The sequence below is a fragment of the Bradyrhizobium sp. USDA3516 genome, from assembly GCF_057651995.1.
Map to the genome: position 1 here is coordinate 570,070 of NZ_JBYGYN010000002.1, position 15,096 is coordinate 585,165.

The window sequence follows — 15,096 nt, forward strand, 5'->3', positions numbered from 1 at the left end:
CTTATTTCCCCGTGATGTAGCCGGGGATCGCGACCCAGCGCTCGAGGAAGCGCATCGCGGTCACGACGACGGCGTTGACGAGGAGATAGAGGATGGTCGCGGCGGTGAAGGCCTCGAACACCTGGAACGAGAATTCCTGCATCGAGCGCGCCTGTCCGGTCAGCTCGAGCAGGCCGATGGTGATGGCGACGGCGGTGTTCTTGATGGTGTTGAGGAATTCGGACGTCAGCGGCGGCAGGATGATACGGAAGGCCATCGGCAGCAGCACGTAGCGATAACCCTGCACGGTGGTGAGGCCGAGCGCAGTCGCCGCCATCTTCTGCCCGCGCGGCAGCGAGGAGATGCCGGCCTGCAGCTGCACGGCCACGCGCGCCGACATGAAGAAGCCGACCCCGATCGCAGCTGTCCAGAACGGCGCGTTCGGCAGTTGCTTCAGCCAGGTGCCCGCACCTTTTGGCAGCAGTTCCGGCAGCACGAAGAACCACAGGAAGAGCTGCACCAGAAGCGGCATGTTGCGGAAGAACTCGACGTAGGCGAAGCCGAACCAATTGGCGCCCTTCGACGGCAGCGTGCGCATGACGCCGACGATCGAGCCCGTGATGAGCGCGATCACCCAGGCCAGCGCCGCGGTCTTGAGGGTCAGCGCCAGCCCCGACAGCAGCATGTCGAGATAGGTGCCGGTCCCCATCGGGTTCGGCTGGAAGAAGATTCCCCAGTTCCAGTTGTAGTTCACGTGTCCCCCGCGCGAACGCGCCCGTCATTGGGCGTCTTGAGCGCCTATGCAAATGTCCGGCCACTCCGGTGTCAAGAGTGGCCGGACATGATCCCGATCGAAAGATCGAGGTTTTAGCTTACTTGTAGTCGTCCGGGTTCGGCGAGTCCGTCGGCTTGGCGAACTCGTTCTTCAGCTCGGCCGAGATCGGCGTGTTGAGGTTCAGGCCCTTCGGCGGGATCTTCTGGGTGAACCACTTGCTGTAGATCTTCTCGGCCTCGCCCGAGGTGTAGAGCGCGGCGGTCGCCGCATCCACCACTTTCTTGAAGGCGGGATCGTCCTTGCGCAGCATGATGCCATAGGGCTCGGGCTTGGAGAACGCGTCCTTGGAGACGGCGTAGTCGTCCGGGTTCTTCGAGCCGGCGACGAGGCTCGCGAGCAGGATGTCGTCCATGACGAAGGCGACCGCACGGTCGGTCTCGACCATCAGGAAGGCCTCGGCGTGGTCCTTGGCCGGGATGATGTTGGCGCCGAGGCCCTTGGCGACGTTGGCCTCAGTAAGCTGCTTGATGTTGGTGGTGCCGGCGGTCGAGACCACGGTCTTGCCCTTGAGGTCGTCGATCGACTTCAGGCCGCTCGATTTCTTGAAGACGTAGCGGCTCGCGGTCAGGAAGTGAGTGTTGGTGAAGGCGACCTGCTTCTGGCGCTCGGCATTGTTGGTGGTCGAGCCGCATTCGAGGTCGATGGTGCCGTTGGCCATCAGCGGGATACGCGTCGCCGAGGTCACCGGGTTGAGCTTGACCTCGAGCTTGTCGAGCTTGAGCTCCTTCTTCACGGCCTCGACGATCTTGTAGCAGATGTCCATCGCGAACCCGACGGGCTTCTGGTTGTCGTCGAGATAGGAGAACGGGATCGAGGAATCGCGGAAGCCGAGCGTGATCGCGCCGGTGTCCTTGATGTTCTTCAGCGTGCCGGTCAGCTCCTGGGCCCCGGCTTGGCTGACGACGAAGGTCGCGGCGAGCGCGAGCCCGATGTGACGGAAATGTTTCACGTTTTTCTTCCCCTTTCGGATGATGCGGCCCGGATGCAAGCACAAATCGGGCCGGATTAGAATGTAACTTTCGGCTGGATTATGGGCTCAGGTTAACGGGCCTGCCAGTGGCTTTGGAAACTCGCCGAGATCCCAGAACAGCCCGGCCATCACCGTCAAGGCCTCTTCGGTCAATGGCAGCAGGATGTGCTCATTGGGCGCATGCTGGGAGCAGCCGGGATAGGAGTGCGGCACCCAGATCGTCGGCAGTCCCAGGATCTCGGAAAACACGTCATTGGGCAGCGAACCGCCGAAATTCGGCAGCACGGCCGGCGCCTTGCCGGTGGTCTCCTGTACCGAAGCCGACGCCCATTTGATCCACGGGCTGTCGAAATCGGTGCGCGATGCAGCAAAACTCTGCGCCGCGCGCACCTCGACCATCGGAAAACCACGTCCGACCAGATGCGCGCGGACAGCGTCGATCAGCCCCTCAACCTTCGTCCCGACCACGAAACGCAGTTGCAGCACGGCATTGGCCTGGCCCGGAATCGCGTTGGCCGGCTTCTCGATATTGCCCGAGGACATCGCCAGCACTTCCAGCGTGTTCCAGGCGTAGAGCCGTTCAGCGGCCGAAAGACCCTCCTCGCCCCAGTTCTCGGCCAGCGCCGGCTCGTCCGCAGTCGGCACCACCTCGACGTCGGCGAGATAGGCGCGGATCTGGTTGGTCAGCCGCGGCGGCTTCAAGGCGTCGAGCTGAAGACGGCCGCGGCCGTCGACCAGGGTCGAGATCGCATTGACCAGGATGGTCGCGGGGTTGGCGAGCACGCCGCCCCAATTGCCGGAATGGTGACCGCCGTCGCGCAAGTTCACGTCGAGATGGATGCGGATGCCGCCCCGGCAGCCGAGAAAGAGCGTCGGCCGATCGGCCGAAAGGCGCGGCCCGTCCGAGGCCATGAACAGGTCGGCCTTGAGCGCGTCGCGATGGAGATCGCAGACCTTGCCGAGATCGGGCGAGCCGATCTCCTCGCCCATCTCGATGATGAACTTGGCATTGAAGCCGAGCTTGCCGCCGCGCGCCTCGCGCACTGCACGCAGCGCGGCCATGTTGATGCTGTGCTGGCCCTTGTTGTCGGCGGTGCCGCGACCATAAAGGCGCGCGCCCGAGGCCGTGGTGCGCCAGGGATCGCGGCCGTCACGCCATTCGCCTTCCATGCCGTCGACGACGTCGCCATGGCCGTAGACCAGCACGGTCGGCAGCGAGGCGCTCTCGTGATGCTCGGCGAACAGGAACGGCGCCTTGCCGCTCGGGGATTCGACGATGCGGCTGGAAAAATCGAGCGCGGCGAAAGCCGGCTGCATCTCCTGCTCCAGATAGGCTCGCAGCTCGGGGCCGCGCTGCGGGTTCTGGCTCTCGGTCTTGTAGGCGACGCGGCGATCGAGTTCAGCGAGGAACGCACCGGACTTGAAATCCTCACGGGCGCGGGCGATGGCGTCGGCTCTGGTCATGCTTGCTTTTCGAGATGTGAGACGAAGGACCTTACCTGAGACGGGTTTGCCTTCGAAAGTGGCGGGGACTTGGATAGTTCTTGTGGTTCTCTTCTTGTGTTCTTGGGATTTTCGTTCTTGCTTCCTTGAAACCGGCTTGCCAAGCGCAGTTGCGACGCTGACTTTGGCCTTGCCAAGCGCAAGCCTTCTATTCTTGGCCCTTGCCAAGGGCCAATTATATGCAAGAACTTCGCCAAGTTGGGGCGCACATCTATCATTCGAAGAGCGCGCAGTACAGAGCGCCGAGGGACCAGCATGGCCAAAGAGATCAGGCTCAATGCCTTTGCGATGAATTGCGTCGCACACCAATCACCGGGCCTGTGGACCCATCCGCGCGACCGCACCGCCGACTATAACCGCCTGCCCTACTGGATCGACTTGGCCAAGACGCTGGAGCGCGGCCGTTTCGATGGATTGTTCCTGGCCGACGTGCTCGGGGTCTATGACGTCTATGGCAACAGCCCTGACGCAGCCTTGCGCAATGCAGCGCAGACGCCGTCGAACGAGCCGCTGCTGCTGCTGTCGGCGATGGCGGCGGTGACGCAAAATCTCGGCTTCGGCGTCACCAGCAATCTGTCGTTCGAGCCGCCCTACCCGTTCGCACGGCGGATGTCGACGCTGGACCATCTCACCGAAGGGCGGGTCGGCTGGAACGTCGTCACCGGCTATCTCGACAGCGCCGCGCGCGGCGCCGGCAGGGACAAGCAGACCGGTCATGACGACCGCTACGACATCGCCGACGAATATATGGAGGTCGTCTACAAGCTCTGGGAAGGCAGCTGGGAGGACGACGCCGTGCTGCGCGACCGCAAGCGCGGCATCTTCACCGACCCGGCAAAAGTTCATCGCGTCAACCACGAGGGCGCCAACTTTCGCATCAACAACACCATTCACCTCAGCGAGCCATCGCCGCAGCGCACGCCGGTGCTGTACCAGGCCGGCACTTCACCGCGCGGCCGGCAATTCGCGGCCAGGCATGCCGAATGCGTGTTCATGTCGGGGCCCTCGGCAAAGGTGATCGCGCCGCGCGTCTCCGCGATCCGGCAGGAGGCTGCCGCACTCGGCCGCAACCCGGCCGAAATCCTGATGTTCTCGATGATGACGATCATCCTCGGGCGGACAGAAGCCGAGGCGAAGGAAAAATACGCCGACTATCGCCGCCACATCAGCCCCGAAGGCGCGCTGGCGCTGATGTCGGGATGGACCGGCGTCGACTTCTCCGGCTACGACCTCGACCAGCAGGTGCGCCACGTCCAGAACGATGCCGGTCGCAGCGCGATGGACAACGTCACCCGCGCCGACCCCGACCGCGTCTGGACCGTGCGCGACGTGATCGAGCATGTCGGCATCGGCGGCGCCGGCCCGGTCGTGGTCGGGACGCCCGAGATGGTCGCAGACAAGATCGAAGGATGGTTCGAGGCGACGGATGTCGATGGCCTCAACGTCGCGTTCGCGATCTCGCCCGGTGATTTCGAGGACATCGCCGACATGCTGGTGCCGGAGCTGACCCGGCGCGGGCGATACAAGAGCGAGTACGCCAAGGGCACGTTGCGGGAGAAGCTGTTCGGTGGGGGGCGTGCGCGGTTAGGTGCGCCGCATCCGGCGGCGGGGTACCGCGTGGGGAAGACGGGGTAGCTGCCTCCCCTCGTCATTACGAGCGCAGCGAAGCAATCCAGCATCCCTCCGCGGAGACAATCTGGATTGCTTCGTCGCTGCGCTCCTCGCAATGACGGCGGACAAAGCCCGCCCTACACCTTCCCGTCCACCATCACCTCGATCAGCTTCGTCCCAGGCCGACCAAACGCCGACGCCAGCGTCGCCTTCAGCTCACTGACATCGCTGACCTTGATCGCCTCACAGCCGAGCGCCTTGGCGATGCCGGCGAAATCGACGGGAGGATCGACGAAATCCATGCCGACGTAATTGTCGTCGCCGTGAAAGGCGAGCAGGCGCTGCTTGATGATGCGATAGCCGCCGTTGTTGGCGATGACGACGTTGAGCGGCAGCTTGTGGTGAGCGGCAGTCCAGAGTGACTGGATCGAGTACATCGCGCTGCCGTCGCCGGAGAAGCACACCACGGGGCGATCGGGATTGGCAATGCTGGCCCCGACCGAGGCCGGCAGGCCCCAGCCGATGCCGCCGGAGGCGAGGCCGTGATAGCCGTAGCGGTCACGATGCGGATGCAGGGCCGTAATCTGCCGGCTGGAGGTGAGACCTTCGTCGACGAGAATGGCGTTGGCAGGCATCGCCTCGATCATTTGCAGCACGAGAAAGTCCGGATCGATCGGTGTGCGACCCGCGCTATTGCCGATCTGCTCGACCAAAGCGGCGCGGCGCGCGGTCCAGTTCTTCGGCGCGAGCTCTGCGAGACGCTGCTTGGCGCGGCTCGCGAGGGCCGCCCCGCCCATCTCCTTGAGCACCGGGATCAGCGCGCGCAGCGTTTCCTTCAGATCCGCCTTCAGCGCGATCTCGGCCCCGTAATTCTTGGCGATCTCCCAATCGAGGAGGCCGACCTGCACGATGCCGAGGCCCTCAGGCAGCGCATCAACCTCGCTATAGACCGACATCCGCAAGGGATCGCCGCCGAGCGCAATCAAGAGATCGTATGGCGTGAGCGTATCGCGGGCGACCTTCTGCACGCGCGCGAGCGTGCCGACGAAGCTCGGGCTCTCGGACAGAAAGTGCGAGCCGTACGGCGTCGAGGACTGATAGGCCGCAGCGCCGAGCAGCTCGGCGAGTTCAGCGGCCTCTTTCAGCGCATCGCTCTTGACCACCTCGTCCATGGTCACGATCACGGGACGCTCGGCCTTGAGCAGGCGTGCAGCGAAGGCTTTCAGCGCCTCGTCCGATGGTTTCGTGCGCGCATCGATGCGGGTGGAGCGGCCGAGATCGATGCCGGCTTCGCTGTTGAGGATGTCGCCGGGCAGCGAGATGAACACCGGCCCGGTCGGCGGCGTCATCGCCACCTTGGCGGCGCGGCGCACGATGCGGGGCAGGTCCTCCAGCCGCGTCACCTCGACCGCCCATTTCACCAGCGGCTCGGCCATGCGCACCAGCGGACCATAGAGCACCGGCTCCATCAGGCCGTGGCCCTGTTCCTGCTGGCCTGCGGTCAGGATCATCGGCGTGCCCGTGAACTGGGCGTTGTAGAGCGAGCCCATCGCATTGCCGAGGCCGGGCGCGACGTGCACGTTGCAGGCGACGAGCTTGCCCGAAGCGCGGCTGTAGCCGTCGGCGATCGCGACCACCAGGCTCTCCTGCATCGCCATCACATAGGTGAGATCGGGATGGTCCTTCAGCGCATGCATGATCGGCAGCTCGGTGGTACCGGGGTTGCCGAACAGGTGCGTGATACCCTCGTCCTTGAGCAACGCGAGAAAGGCGGAGCGGCCGGTGATCTTGTTCTTCATGTTTCCTCCAGGAGCGGACAATTGCCGCAAGGACGGAAAGCATGATGGCCGAGATGTCGGCCGACGCGCAAGGAAGCGCGGTCATGGCTGCGTTGCGCGGGCGGTCTCGTGTCCCGGACGCGGCGCAACGTGCAACGTTGCGACGCAGAGCCGGGACCCAGATCGCGCCGAGCTCGCCGATAGATGGGTCCCGGCTCTGCGCAGCAGCGTTTCACGCTGCAGCGCGTCCGGGACACGAGCGCGGAGCGTGCGGCGGGCTACATCTCCTCCCGCCCCAGCTCGAACGGGTCCTCACCGCCAGCGCGCTTCTTCTTTTTCGAGCGCTGCCAGACGACGCCGGGAAAGCCCTTCAGCGGCACCAAGGGCTCACCGGCATAGGCCCATTCCTGCAGCTCCTCGATGGCGATATGGTAGAGCGGCTGGCGGCCGGTACGCTCGTTGAAGAGCGCCCGCGGGATGTTGATCATGTGCGGCCCGCGCGGCCGTTCGTACATGATCGGCGTGCCGCAATGCGAGCAGAAGCTGCGCACGGTCTTCGTCGACTTGTCCTCGTAGCGGGTCAGCGCGGTCTTGCCGGAGGTGATGCGGAAGCGCTTCTTCCAGCTTCCGACATAGGTGGCATAGGCCGCGCCATGGGCGCGCCGGCTGCCGGCGGAATGATCGTGCCAGGCCCAGCGCGCAGGCACGTCGATCTCGAAGGCGACCTTGCCGCAGAGGCATTGGCCGGTGGCGATCCCTGCGGCGGCTGCGGCTTTGGCCATGGACGTCTCTCCGTCGTCATTGCGAGCGCAGCGAAGCAATCCAGGGCCGTCTCCGCGGAAAGATTCTGGATTGCTTCGCTGCGCTCGCAATGACGGAAATTGTGGTGGCGGTCGCGCAACAAATCAATGTCGTCATTCCGGGGCGATGCGAAGCATCGAACCCGGAATCCATCTCACCTCCGAGTATGCGGCCCGATGGATTCCGGGCTCGACGCTTCGCGTCGCCCCGGAATGACAGATCAGGCCGGCGTCAGCTCGTCATACACCGGATAATCCGTGTACCCCTTCTCCTCGCCGCCGTAGAAGGTCGCGCGGTTGTACGGCGTGATCGGGTAGCCGTGCTCAAGACGACGCGGCAGATCCGGATTGGAGATGAAGATGCGGCCGAAGGCGATGATGTCGGCGTGGCCTTCCGCGATCGCCGCATTCGCGGTCTCGCCGGTAAAGCCACCTGCCGTCATCAAGACGCCGCTGTAGAGCGGGCGGAACAGCACCATCGCCGACGGCACGTTTTCCCAATGGACATCGGCGCGGCCGGCGCCGCTCGAGCGCGGCTCGATGAGATGCAGATAGGCGAGACCTAGCTTGTCGAGCGCCTTCACCACGTGGGTGTAGAGCGGCATCGGATCCGGCTCGCCGGAATCATTGGCGATGCCGTGCGGCGATAGCCGGACAGCGACGCGGTTCGCGCCCCAGACGTCGATCGCGGCCTGCGTGACCTCGAGCAGAAGGCGCGCGCGGTTCTCGATTCCGCCGCCATATTGATCGGTGCGCTGGTTGCTGCGCGATTGCAGGAATTGCTCGAGCAGATAACCGTTGGCGCCGTGGATCTCGACGCCGTCGAAGCCGGCGGCGAGCGCGTTCTTGGCACCCTGCCGGAACGCCTCGACGATGCCCTTCACCTCCTCGGTCTCAAGCGCGCGCGGCGTCTCGTAGTCGGCGATCTTGCCGTCGGCCGTCATTGCCTTCATGCCCTCGGCCTTGATCGGAATTGCCGAGGCCGAAACCGGCAGCTCGCCGCCGTGGAAGGAGGAATGAGAGACGCGGCCGACATGCCAGAGCTGGAGGAAGATGATGCCGCCCTTGGCGTGCACGGCATCCGTCACCTTGCGCCAGCCCGCGATCTGCGCCTCCGAATAGATGCCGGGCGTCGCCGGGTTGCCGCGGCCGTGCGAGAGCACCGGCGAGGCTTCGGCGATGATCAGGCCGCCCTTCGTCGCGCGCTGGCCATAATATTCGGCATTGAGCGGCCGCGGCGCGAAAGTGTCGCGCTCGGCCCGCATGCGCGTCAACGGCGCCATCGCAACGCGATGCGCGAGCTTGTAGGGACCGACCTGCAACGGCCGAAACAACGCTTCGAATTTCATGCTGGCCTCAACTGGAGCTTGGTAAGATGACGATCATAGAGCGGGGGCGACACCTGGAGAAGGCGCCGCCCCCACGAAGGAAATTCCTCCCCGCGAAACGCAGGAGGAACATTAGGCCGTCTTGATCCAGACGGCCTTCACGTTGAGATATTCCTCGACGTGCTGCTTGCCGGATTCGCGGCCGTAGCCGCTCATCTTGTAGCCGCCGAACGGCACGGCCGGGTCCATCGCTTGGTAGCAGTTCACCCACACCGAGCCGGCGCGCAGCGACTTCGCCACCGCATGGGCCTTGCTGACGTCGCGCGTCCACAGGCCGGAGCCGAGGCCGAACGTGGTGTTGTTGGCGCGCTTGACGAGCTCGTCCGTGTCCTTGAACGCGATTGCGGAGATGACGGGACCGAAAATCTCCTCCTGCGCGATGCGCATGTTGTCCTGGACGCCCGCGAACACCGTCGGCGAGACGAAGAAACCCTTGGACAATGCGCCTTCGGTGACGCGGCCGCCGCCGGCGAGCGCCTTCGCGCCTTCCTTCTGGCCGATGTCGAGATAGCCGGTGACCCGCTCGAGCTGCTGCTCTGAGACCAGCGGGCCGATCTGCACGTTGGGATCGAGGCCGTTGCCGACCTGCAGCTTCTTGCCGAACTCGGCGACGCGGCCGACGAACTCGTCGTAGATCGACTGCTCGACGAACAAGCGCGTGCCGGCGCTGCAGATCTGCCCCGAATTGGCGAACACCGCCATCGCCGCGCCGGGCACGGCGGCGTCGAGATCGGCATCGGCGAACACGATGTCCGGCGACTTGCCGCCGAGCTCGAGCGAGACGCGCTTGAGGTTTCCGGCCGATGCACGGATGATCGACTGGCCCGTGACATGCGAGCCGGTGAAGGCGACCTTGTCGACATCGTGGTGCGAGGCGAGCGCAGCGCCCGCGGTCTCGCCATAGCCGGGAACGACGTTGATGACACCGGGCGGCACGCCCGCTTCCAGCGCGAGCTCGGCAATGCGCAGCGAGGTCAGCGGCGCTTCTTCGGCAGGCTTGAGCACCACGGTACAGCCGGTCGCGATCGCCGGGCCGATCTTCCAGATCGTCGCGGTCAGCGGCCCGTTCCAGGGAATGATGGCGCCGACGACGCCGACCGGCTCCTTCAGTGTGTAGGAGAAGATCTCGCCGGGCAGCGAGTTCTCGATGGTCTCGCCGTGAATCGCGGTGGTCTGGCCGGCGTAATAGCGCAGCATGCCGACGGCGCGCAGGCGGTAGGCACGGGTCCGGCTCAGCGGCGCGCCCATGTCGAGCGTGTCTAGTTGCGACAATTCGTCGAAATTCTTCTCGACGAGGTCGGCGAGCCTGAGAAGCAGGTTCTGCCGCTCGAACGGCTTGACCTTGCTCCACGGACCTTCGAAGGCGCGGCGCGCGGCCGCGACCGCACGATCGATGTCTTCCTTGTCGCCTTCGGCGACGGTTGCGAGCAGCTCGCCGGTGGCGGGATTGCGGGTCTCGAAGCGCTTGCCCGAAGCTGCATCGACCCACTTGCCGTCGATCAGCATCTGCTTGTAGGACCCGTTGGCGAACGGATGGCGCGTGATCGGAATAGCCTGCGACACAGCCATGGCTGCACTCCCTGTCAGGTGATTGATTGGTTCGATCTGGGCGGGATCGCTCTGTCGAGGATACAGCCGCGCCTGATAGGCGTAAAGGCAGCGCGGAACGAAGACCTCCCATGCCGACTTGTGCAGGGTCGCACGGCTGCCATGCTATAGCTCTGAAGGCTTTCCACGGAGACGCTCGATGTCACATCCAGCCATCGTCAAGGACAATGTTGCCGTGATCACGGGCGGCGCAGCCGGCATCGGATTCGCCGCCGCCGCGGCATTTGCGCGCGCTGGAATGAAGGTGTGTATCGCGGATGTCGACGAGACACGCCTGGCAGAAGCTGCAACAAAACTGTCATCCATCACGTCTGCCGCGAACGTCATGACGTCGGCCGTCGATGTCAGCAAGATCGAGAGCGTGATGGAACTCGAGCGCGCCGTCCACGAGCGGTTCGGCGGCACCGACGTCCTCATGAACAATGCCGGCATTCAGCCTGGCAGCACCTTGTTCGACGCGCCGGACAATTGGCAGCGCATCATCGCCGTCAACATGTGGGGCATCATCAACGGCTCGCGCATCTTCGCGCCAAACATGATCGCCCGTGGCAGGCGCGGCCTCATCATCAACACCGGCTCCAAGCAGGGCATCACCACGCCGCCGGGCGATCCCGCCTACAACGTCTCGAAGGCCGGCGTGAAAGCGTTCACCGAGGCGCTCCAGCACGAGTTGCGCAACACGAAGGACTGCCGCATCACTGCGCACCTCTTGATCCCGGGCTTCGTCTTCACCGGCCTGACCGCGAAGGGACGCACCGAGAAGCCGGCCGGCGCCTGGACGCCGGAGCAGACGGTCGATTTCATGCTGGCGCGGCTGGAGGCCGGCGATTTCTACATTCTCTGCCCGGACAATGACGTGCCGCGCCCGCTCGACGAGAAGCGCATGCTCTGGGCGGCCGGCGACATCGTCGAGAACCGCCCGCCATTGTCGCGCTGGCATCCGGATTACGCCGATGCGTTCGCGAAGTTTGTGACGCAAGACTAGGCCTGCACCGCTCTCTCGCTCGCCTTGGTCCCTCGCGGAGAGGAGCGGGCCACGCTCACCCGGCTGCGTCCCACCTTGACTCCCCCAAAATTCGTTATACAACATAACTATTCTGAGAAGGACGCAAATGACACAGGGAAACGCCGAGACCGCAAACGCGGGCGCCTCCGGGCTACTCCGGATCGAGCGGGCGGACCGGGTCCTGACCGTGGGTCTGAACCGGCCGGCCAAGCGCAATGCGCTCAATGACGGCATCATCCTGGAAATCGGCGAGTGTTTTGCGAAGCTGCCCGAGGATATCGGCGCGGTCGTCATCCACGGCATCGGCGACCATTTCTCCAGTGGCCTCGACCTCTCCGAGCTGACCGAGCATGACGCCACCGGCGGGCTCCTGCATTCCCAGATGTGGCACCGGGTGTTCGACCGCATCCAGTATAGCCGCGTGCCCGTGATCGCGGCACTCAGGGGCGCCGTGATCGGCGGCGGGCTGGAGCTGGCCTGCGCGGCCCATATTCGGGTCGCCGAGCCCTCGACCTATTTCGCGCTGCCGGAGGGGCAGCGCGGCATCTTCGTCGGCGGCGGCGGCTCGGTGCGGCTGCCGCGGCTGATCGGCGTCGCCCGGATGATGGACATGATGCTGACGGGGCGCGTCTACAGCGCCACCGAAGGCGCGTCCTACGGCTTCGCGCAATATCTGACGGAGGCCGGCAACGGGCTCGGCAAGGCGCTGGAGCTCGCGACCAAGGTGGCGTCCAACGCCCCGCTGACGAATTTCGCCGTGCTCCAGGCGCTGCCGATGATCGCGGAGGCCAATCCACAGACCGGCCTGCTGATGGAGTCGCTGATGGCCACCGTCGCGCAGAGCGACAAGGAGGCCAAGCGGCGGATCCGCGAATTCCTCGAGCACAAGACCGCGAAGGTGAAGCCCAAATCATGAGCGTCAAGTCATGAGCGCCCAGCCGTCCTCTTCCGGCATGGAGCGCGGCGCGAGTAATTTCCCGCTGCGGCCCATCTCGTTCGGCGATCCCGTCGTCAACATCGAGCGGCGCGACGACGGCACGATCTACCTGCGGCCAAAGCAGCCGCTCGGCGACTATCCCGTCCGCATCACCGACCGCCTGCATCATTGGGCCACGACGACGCCGGACCGCGTCTTCATGGCCGAGCGCGAAGGCGGTCGCGGCTGGCGCAAGATCACCTATGCCGAGCTGCTCACCGCGAGCCGGCACATCGCCTCGGCGTTGATCCAGCGCGGCCTGTCTGCAGAACGGCCGGTCGTCATCCTCTCCGGCAATTCGATCGACCACGCGCTCTTCGCCTTCGGCGCGTTCTATGCCGGCGTTCCGTTCTGCCCGGTGTCGCCGGCCTATTCGCTGGTGTCGAAGGATTACGGCAAGCTGTCCTATCTGATGAAGCTGTTGACGCCGGGCCTCGTCTTCGCCGACGATGCCGACAAGTTCGCCGATGCGCTCGCCGCCAACGTCTCGCTCGGCACCGAGATCGCCGCGTCCTACGGGCAGGTGCCGGGCCGCGACGTCACCCTGCTCGCCGATCTGATGGCGACGCCGATCCGTGGCGATCTCGACGAGGTCCATGGCAGGATCGGCCCCGACACGATCGCAAAATTCCTGCTGACCTCGGGCTCGACCGGCAATCCCAAGGCCGTCGTCAACACCCAGCGCATGATCTGCGCCAACCAGGTGATGCTGCGCGAGACGCTCGCCTTCCTGAAGGACGAGCCGCCGGTCATCATCGATTGGCTGCCGTGGAACCACACCTTCGGCGGCAATCACAACATCGGCCTGACGCTCTACAACGGCGGCTCGATGTATCTGGACGCCGGCAAGCCGGTGCCTGGCGGCATCGAGGAGACCGTGCGCAATCTCCGGGAGATTTCGCCGACGGTCTATTTCAACGTCCCCAAGGGCTATGAATCGCTGCTGCCCTATTTGCGCGACGACCAGGGCCTGCGCGCCAAGTTCTTCGACCGGCTGCATGCGATGTTCTTCTCCGGCGCGGCGCTGTCGCCGTTCGTCTGGGACAGCCTCGACGAGCTCGCGGCGAAGGAGAAGGGCTATCGCGTGCCGATGCTGACCGGTCTCGGCGCGACCGAGACCGCGCCGTTCTTCATGTCGGTCAATCCGCGCACCAGCCGCTCCGGCCATGTCGGCCTGCCCGTCTCCGGCAACGACGCCAAGCTGGTGCCGAACAACGGCAAGCTGGAAGTACGCGCCAAGGGGCCGAACGTGATGCCCGGCTACTGGCGCCAACCCGACATCACCGCAAAATCCTTCGACGAGGAAGGATTTTACAAGATGGGTGACGCCCTCAAGCCCACCGATCCCGATGATCTCAACGCCGGCTTCGATTTCGACGGCCGCGTCAGCGAGGACTTCAAGCTCGCGAGCGGCACCTGGGTCAGCGTCGGCCCCTTACGCGCGCGCCTCACCGCGGCCTGCGCGCCCCTGGTGCGCGACGTCGTCATCGCCGGCATCAATCGCGACGAGGTCTCCGCGCTCGTCGTGCTCGACCTCGACGGCTGCCGGCTGATCAACCCGACACTGCCGCCCGACGATCTCGTCGTCGCGACACGCGACCGCCTGGTGCGCGAGGCGTTCCGCGAGCGCCTGACCCGTTTCCTCGGCCAAGCCACCGGATCCTCGACGCGGATCACGCGTGCGATCCTGATGGACACGCCGCTCTCGATCGACAAGGGCGAAGTCACCGACAAGGGCTCGATCAACCAGCGCGCGGTGCTGGAGCATCGCGGCGAGCTGATCGAGGAGCTCTACGCTGCCAATCCGTCGAACCGTGTGATATCGGTCGCCTAGAAAAAAGATCGCCAAAGGAGAACGCCATGTTGTTGAAGGATCAGGCCGCAATCGTCACCGGCGGCGCATCGGGACTGGGCGCGGCCACCGCGAGAAAGCTGGCCGCACAGGGCGCCAAGGTCGCGGTGTGCGACCTCAACACCAAGCTGGCCGAAACGGTCGCGGCGGAGATCAAGGGCGTTGCCGTCACCTGCGATGTCTCCGATGCCGCCTCCGCTGAAGCCGCGATCGCGCAGGCGACCAAGGCCCACGGCCCGGCGCGCGTGCTGGTCAATTGCGCCGGCATCGGCGTGGCCAAGCGCGTGGTCGGCCGCGACGGCCCGATGGCGCTTTCCGATTTCGACAAGGTGATCAAGGTCAACCTGATCGGCACCTTCAACATGCTGCGCCTCGCCGCCACCGAAATGTCCAAGCTGGAGCCGCAGGCGACGGGCGAGCGCGGCGTCATCATCAACACCGCGTCCGTTGCCGCCTATGACGGCCAGATCGGCCAATCCGCCTATTCGGCCTCCAAGGGCGGCATCGTCGGCATGACGCTGCCGATCGCGCGCGAGCTGGCGCAGTTCGGCGTCCGCGTGCTGACGATCGCGCCCGGCCTGTTCCTGACCCCGCTGCTGGCCAACCTGCCGCAGGAGGCCCAGGACTCGCTCGCCGCCGCCATCCCCTTCCCGCGCCGGCTCGGCCAGGCCGACGAGTTCGCCGCGCTCGCGCTGCACATGGTCGAGAATGCCTACCTGAACGGCGAGGTGGTTCGCCTCGACGGCTCGCTGCGCATGGCGCCCAAGTAAATTCGCAGAATAGGGCGAGC

General features: G+C 65.2%; 12 protein-coding genes. 5 read left to right on the top strand and 7 right to left on the bottom strand.

The annotated features are described in order from the left end of the window. Position 1: 1 nt before the first annotated feature. The 3 genes from AC24YW_RS08545 to AC24YW_RS08555 all read right to left on the bottom strand — a co-directional run bounded on the left by AC24YW_RS08545 (position 2) and on the right by AC24YW_RS08555 (position 3,248). Entirely contained in the window at positions 2-733 is a 732-nt protein-coding gene (locus tag AC24YW_RS08545; protein ID WP_487482304.1) for an amino acid ABC transporter permease, read from the bottom strand. 118 nt (positions 734-851) lie between these two features. Next, positions 852-1,763 carry an amino acid ABC transporter substrate-binding protein gene (locus AC24YW_RS08550; RefSeq protein ID WP_275515079.1) on the bottom strand — a complete coding sequence of 304 codons (912 nt, stop codon included), beginning with the start codon at positions 1,761-1,763 and terminating at the stop codon, positions 852-854. An 87-nt stretch (positions 1,764-1,850) separates the two neighbouring features. Beyond that, on the bottom strand, positions 1,851-3,248 hold the full coding sequence (locus tag AC24YW_RS08555; protein WP_487482305.1) for a M20 family metallopeptidase: 1,398 nt from the start codon (positions 3,246-3,248) through the stop codon (positions 1,851-1,853). 294 nt (positions 3,249-3,542) lie between these two features. Here AC24YW_RS08555 and AC24YW_RS08560 point away from each other — a divergent pair, with 294 nt between their 5' ends. Further along, complete coding sequence (locus tag AC24YW_RS08560) at positions 3,543-4,922, top strand: LLM class flavin-dependent oxidoreductase (protein ID WP_487482306.1); 1,380 nt, start codon at positions 3,543-3,545, stop codon at positions 4,920-4,922. 113 nt (positions 4,923-5,035) lie between these two features. Here the strand turns inward: AC24YW_RS08560 and AC24YW_RS08565 are convergent, their stop codons facing one another. The 4 genes from AC24YW_RS08565 to AC24YW_RS08580 form a co-directional block, all read right to left on the bottom strand. Beyond that, on the bottom strand, positions 5,036-6,697 hold the full coding sequence (locus tag AC24YW_RS08565) for a thiamine pyrophosphate-binding protein (protein WP_487482307.1): 1,662 nt from the start codon (positions 6,695-6,697) through the stop codon (positions 5,036-5,038). A gap of 257 nt (positions 6,698-6,954) precedes the next feature. Then, complete coding sequence (locus AC24YW_RS08570; protein ID WP_487482308.1) at positions 6,955-7,458, bottom strand: GFA family protein; 504 nt, start codon at positions 7,456-7,458, stop codon at positions 6,955-6,957. 239 nt (positions 7,459-7,697) lie between these two features. Beyond that, a complete protein-coding gene (locus tag AC24YW_RS08575; RefSeq protein WP_487482309.1) occupies positions 7,698-8,825 on the bottom strand; it encodes an alkene reductase in 1,128 nt (375 codons plus the stop codon). A 111-nt stretch (positions 8,826-8,936) separates the two neighbouring features. Next, a complete protein-coding gene (locus AC24YW_RS08580; protein ID WP_487482310.1) occupies positions 8,937-10,433 on the bottom strand; it encodes an aldehyde dehydrogenase family protein in 1,497 nt (498 codons plus the stop codon). Between the two features lie 178 nt (positions 10,434-10,611). Here AC24YW_RS08580 and AC24YW_RS08585 point away from each other — a divergent pair, with 178 nt between their 5' ends. The 4 genes from AC24YW_RS08585 (at position 10,612) to AC24YW_RS08600 (ending at position 15,076) form a co-directional block, all read left to right on the top strand. Then, positions 10,612-11,457, top strand: coding sequence for an SDR family NAD(P)-dependent oxidoreductase (locus AC24YW_RS08585; protein ID WP_487482311.1), 846 nt, complete (start codon positions 10,612-10,614; stop codon positions 11,455-11,457). Positions 11,458-11,584: 127 nt separating this feature from the next. Further along, positions 11,585-12,394: a crotonase/enoyl-CoA hydratase family protein gene (locus AC24YW_RS08590; protein ID WP_487482312.1), complete on the top strand. Its 810-nt coding sequence runs from the start codon at positions 11,585-11,587 to the stop codon at positions 12,392-12,394. Positions 12,395-12,404: 10 nt separating this feature from the next. Further along, complete coding sequence (locus tag AC24YW_RS08595; protein WP_487482313.1) at positions 12,405-14,288, top strand: feruloyl-CoA synthase; 1,884 nt, start codon at positions 12,405-12,407, stop codon at positions 14,286-14,288. Between the two features lie 26 nt (positions 14,289-14,314). After that, positions 14,315-15,076, top strand: coding sequence for an SDR family NAD(P)-dependent oxidoreductase (locus tag AC24YW_RS08600; protein ID WP_036036313.1), 762 nt, complete (start codon positions 14,315-14,317; stop codon positions 15,074-15,076). The last annotated feature ends 20 nt before the right edge of the window (positions 15,077-15,096 follow it).

Coding starts and splice junctions, on each gene's coding strand:
- AC24YW_RS08565 (WP_487482307.1), bottom strand. CDS start 6,697: ATGAAGAACAAGATCACCGGCCGCTCCGCCTTTCTCGCGTTGCTCAAG.
- AC24YW_RS08590 (WP_487482312.1), top strand. CDS start 11,585: ATGACACAGGGAAACGCCGAGACCGCAAACGCGGGCGCCTCCGGGCTA.
- AC24YW_RS08595 (WP_487482313.1), top strand. CDS start 12,405: ATGAGCGCCCAGCCGTCCTCTTCCGGCATGGAGCGCGGCGCGAGTAAT.
- AC24YW_RS08585 (WP_487482311.1), top strand. CDS start 10,612: ATGTCACATCCAGCCATCGTCAAGGACAATGTTGCCGTGATCACGGGC.
- AC24YW_RS08570 (WP_487482308.1), bottom strand. CDS start 7,458: ATGGCCAAAGCCGCAGCCGCCGCAGGGATCGCCACCGGCCAATGCCTC.
- AC24YW_RS08600 (WP_036036313.1), top strand. CDS start 14,315: ATGTTGTTGAAGGATCAGGCCGCAATCGTCACCGGCGGCGCATCGGGA.
- AC24YW_RS08575 (WP_487482309.1), bottom strand. CDS start 8,825: ATGAAATTCGAAGCGTTGTTTCGGCCGTTGCAGGTCGGTCCCTACAAG.
- AC24YW_RS08555 (WP_487482305.1), bottom strand. CDS start 3,248: ATGACCAGAGCCGACGCCATCGCCCGCGCCCGTGAGGATTTCAAGTCC.
- AC24YW_RS08580 (WP_487482310.1), bottom strand. CDS start 10,433: ATGGCTGTGTCGCAGGCTATTCCGATCACGCGCCATCCGTTCGCCAAC.
- AC24YW_RS08560 (WP_487482306.1), top strand. CDS start 3,543: ATGGCCAAAGAGATCAGGCTCAATGCCTTTGCGATGAATTGCGTCGCA.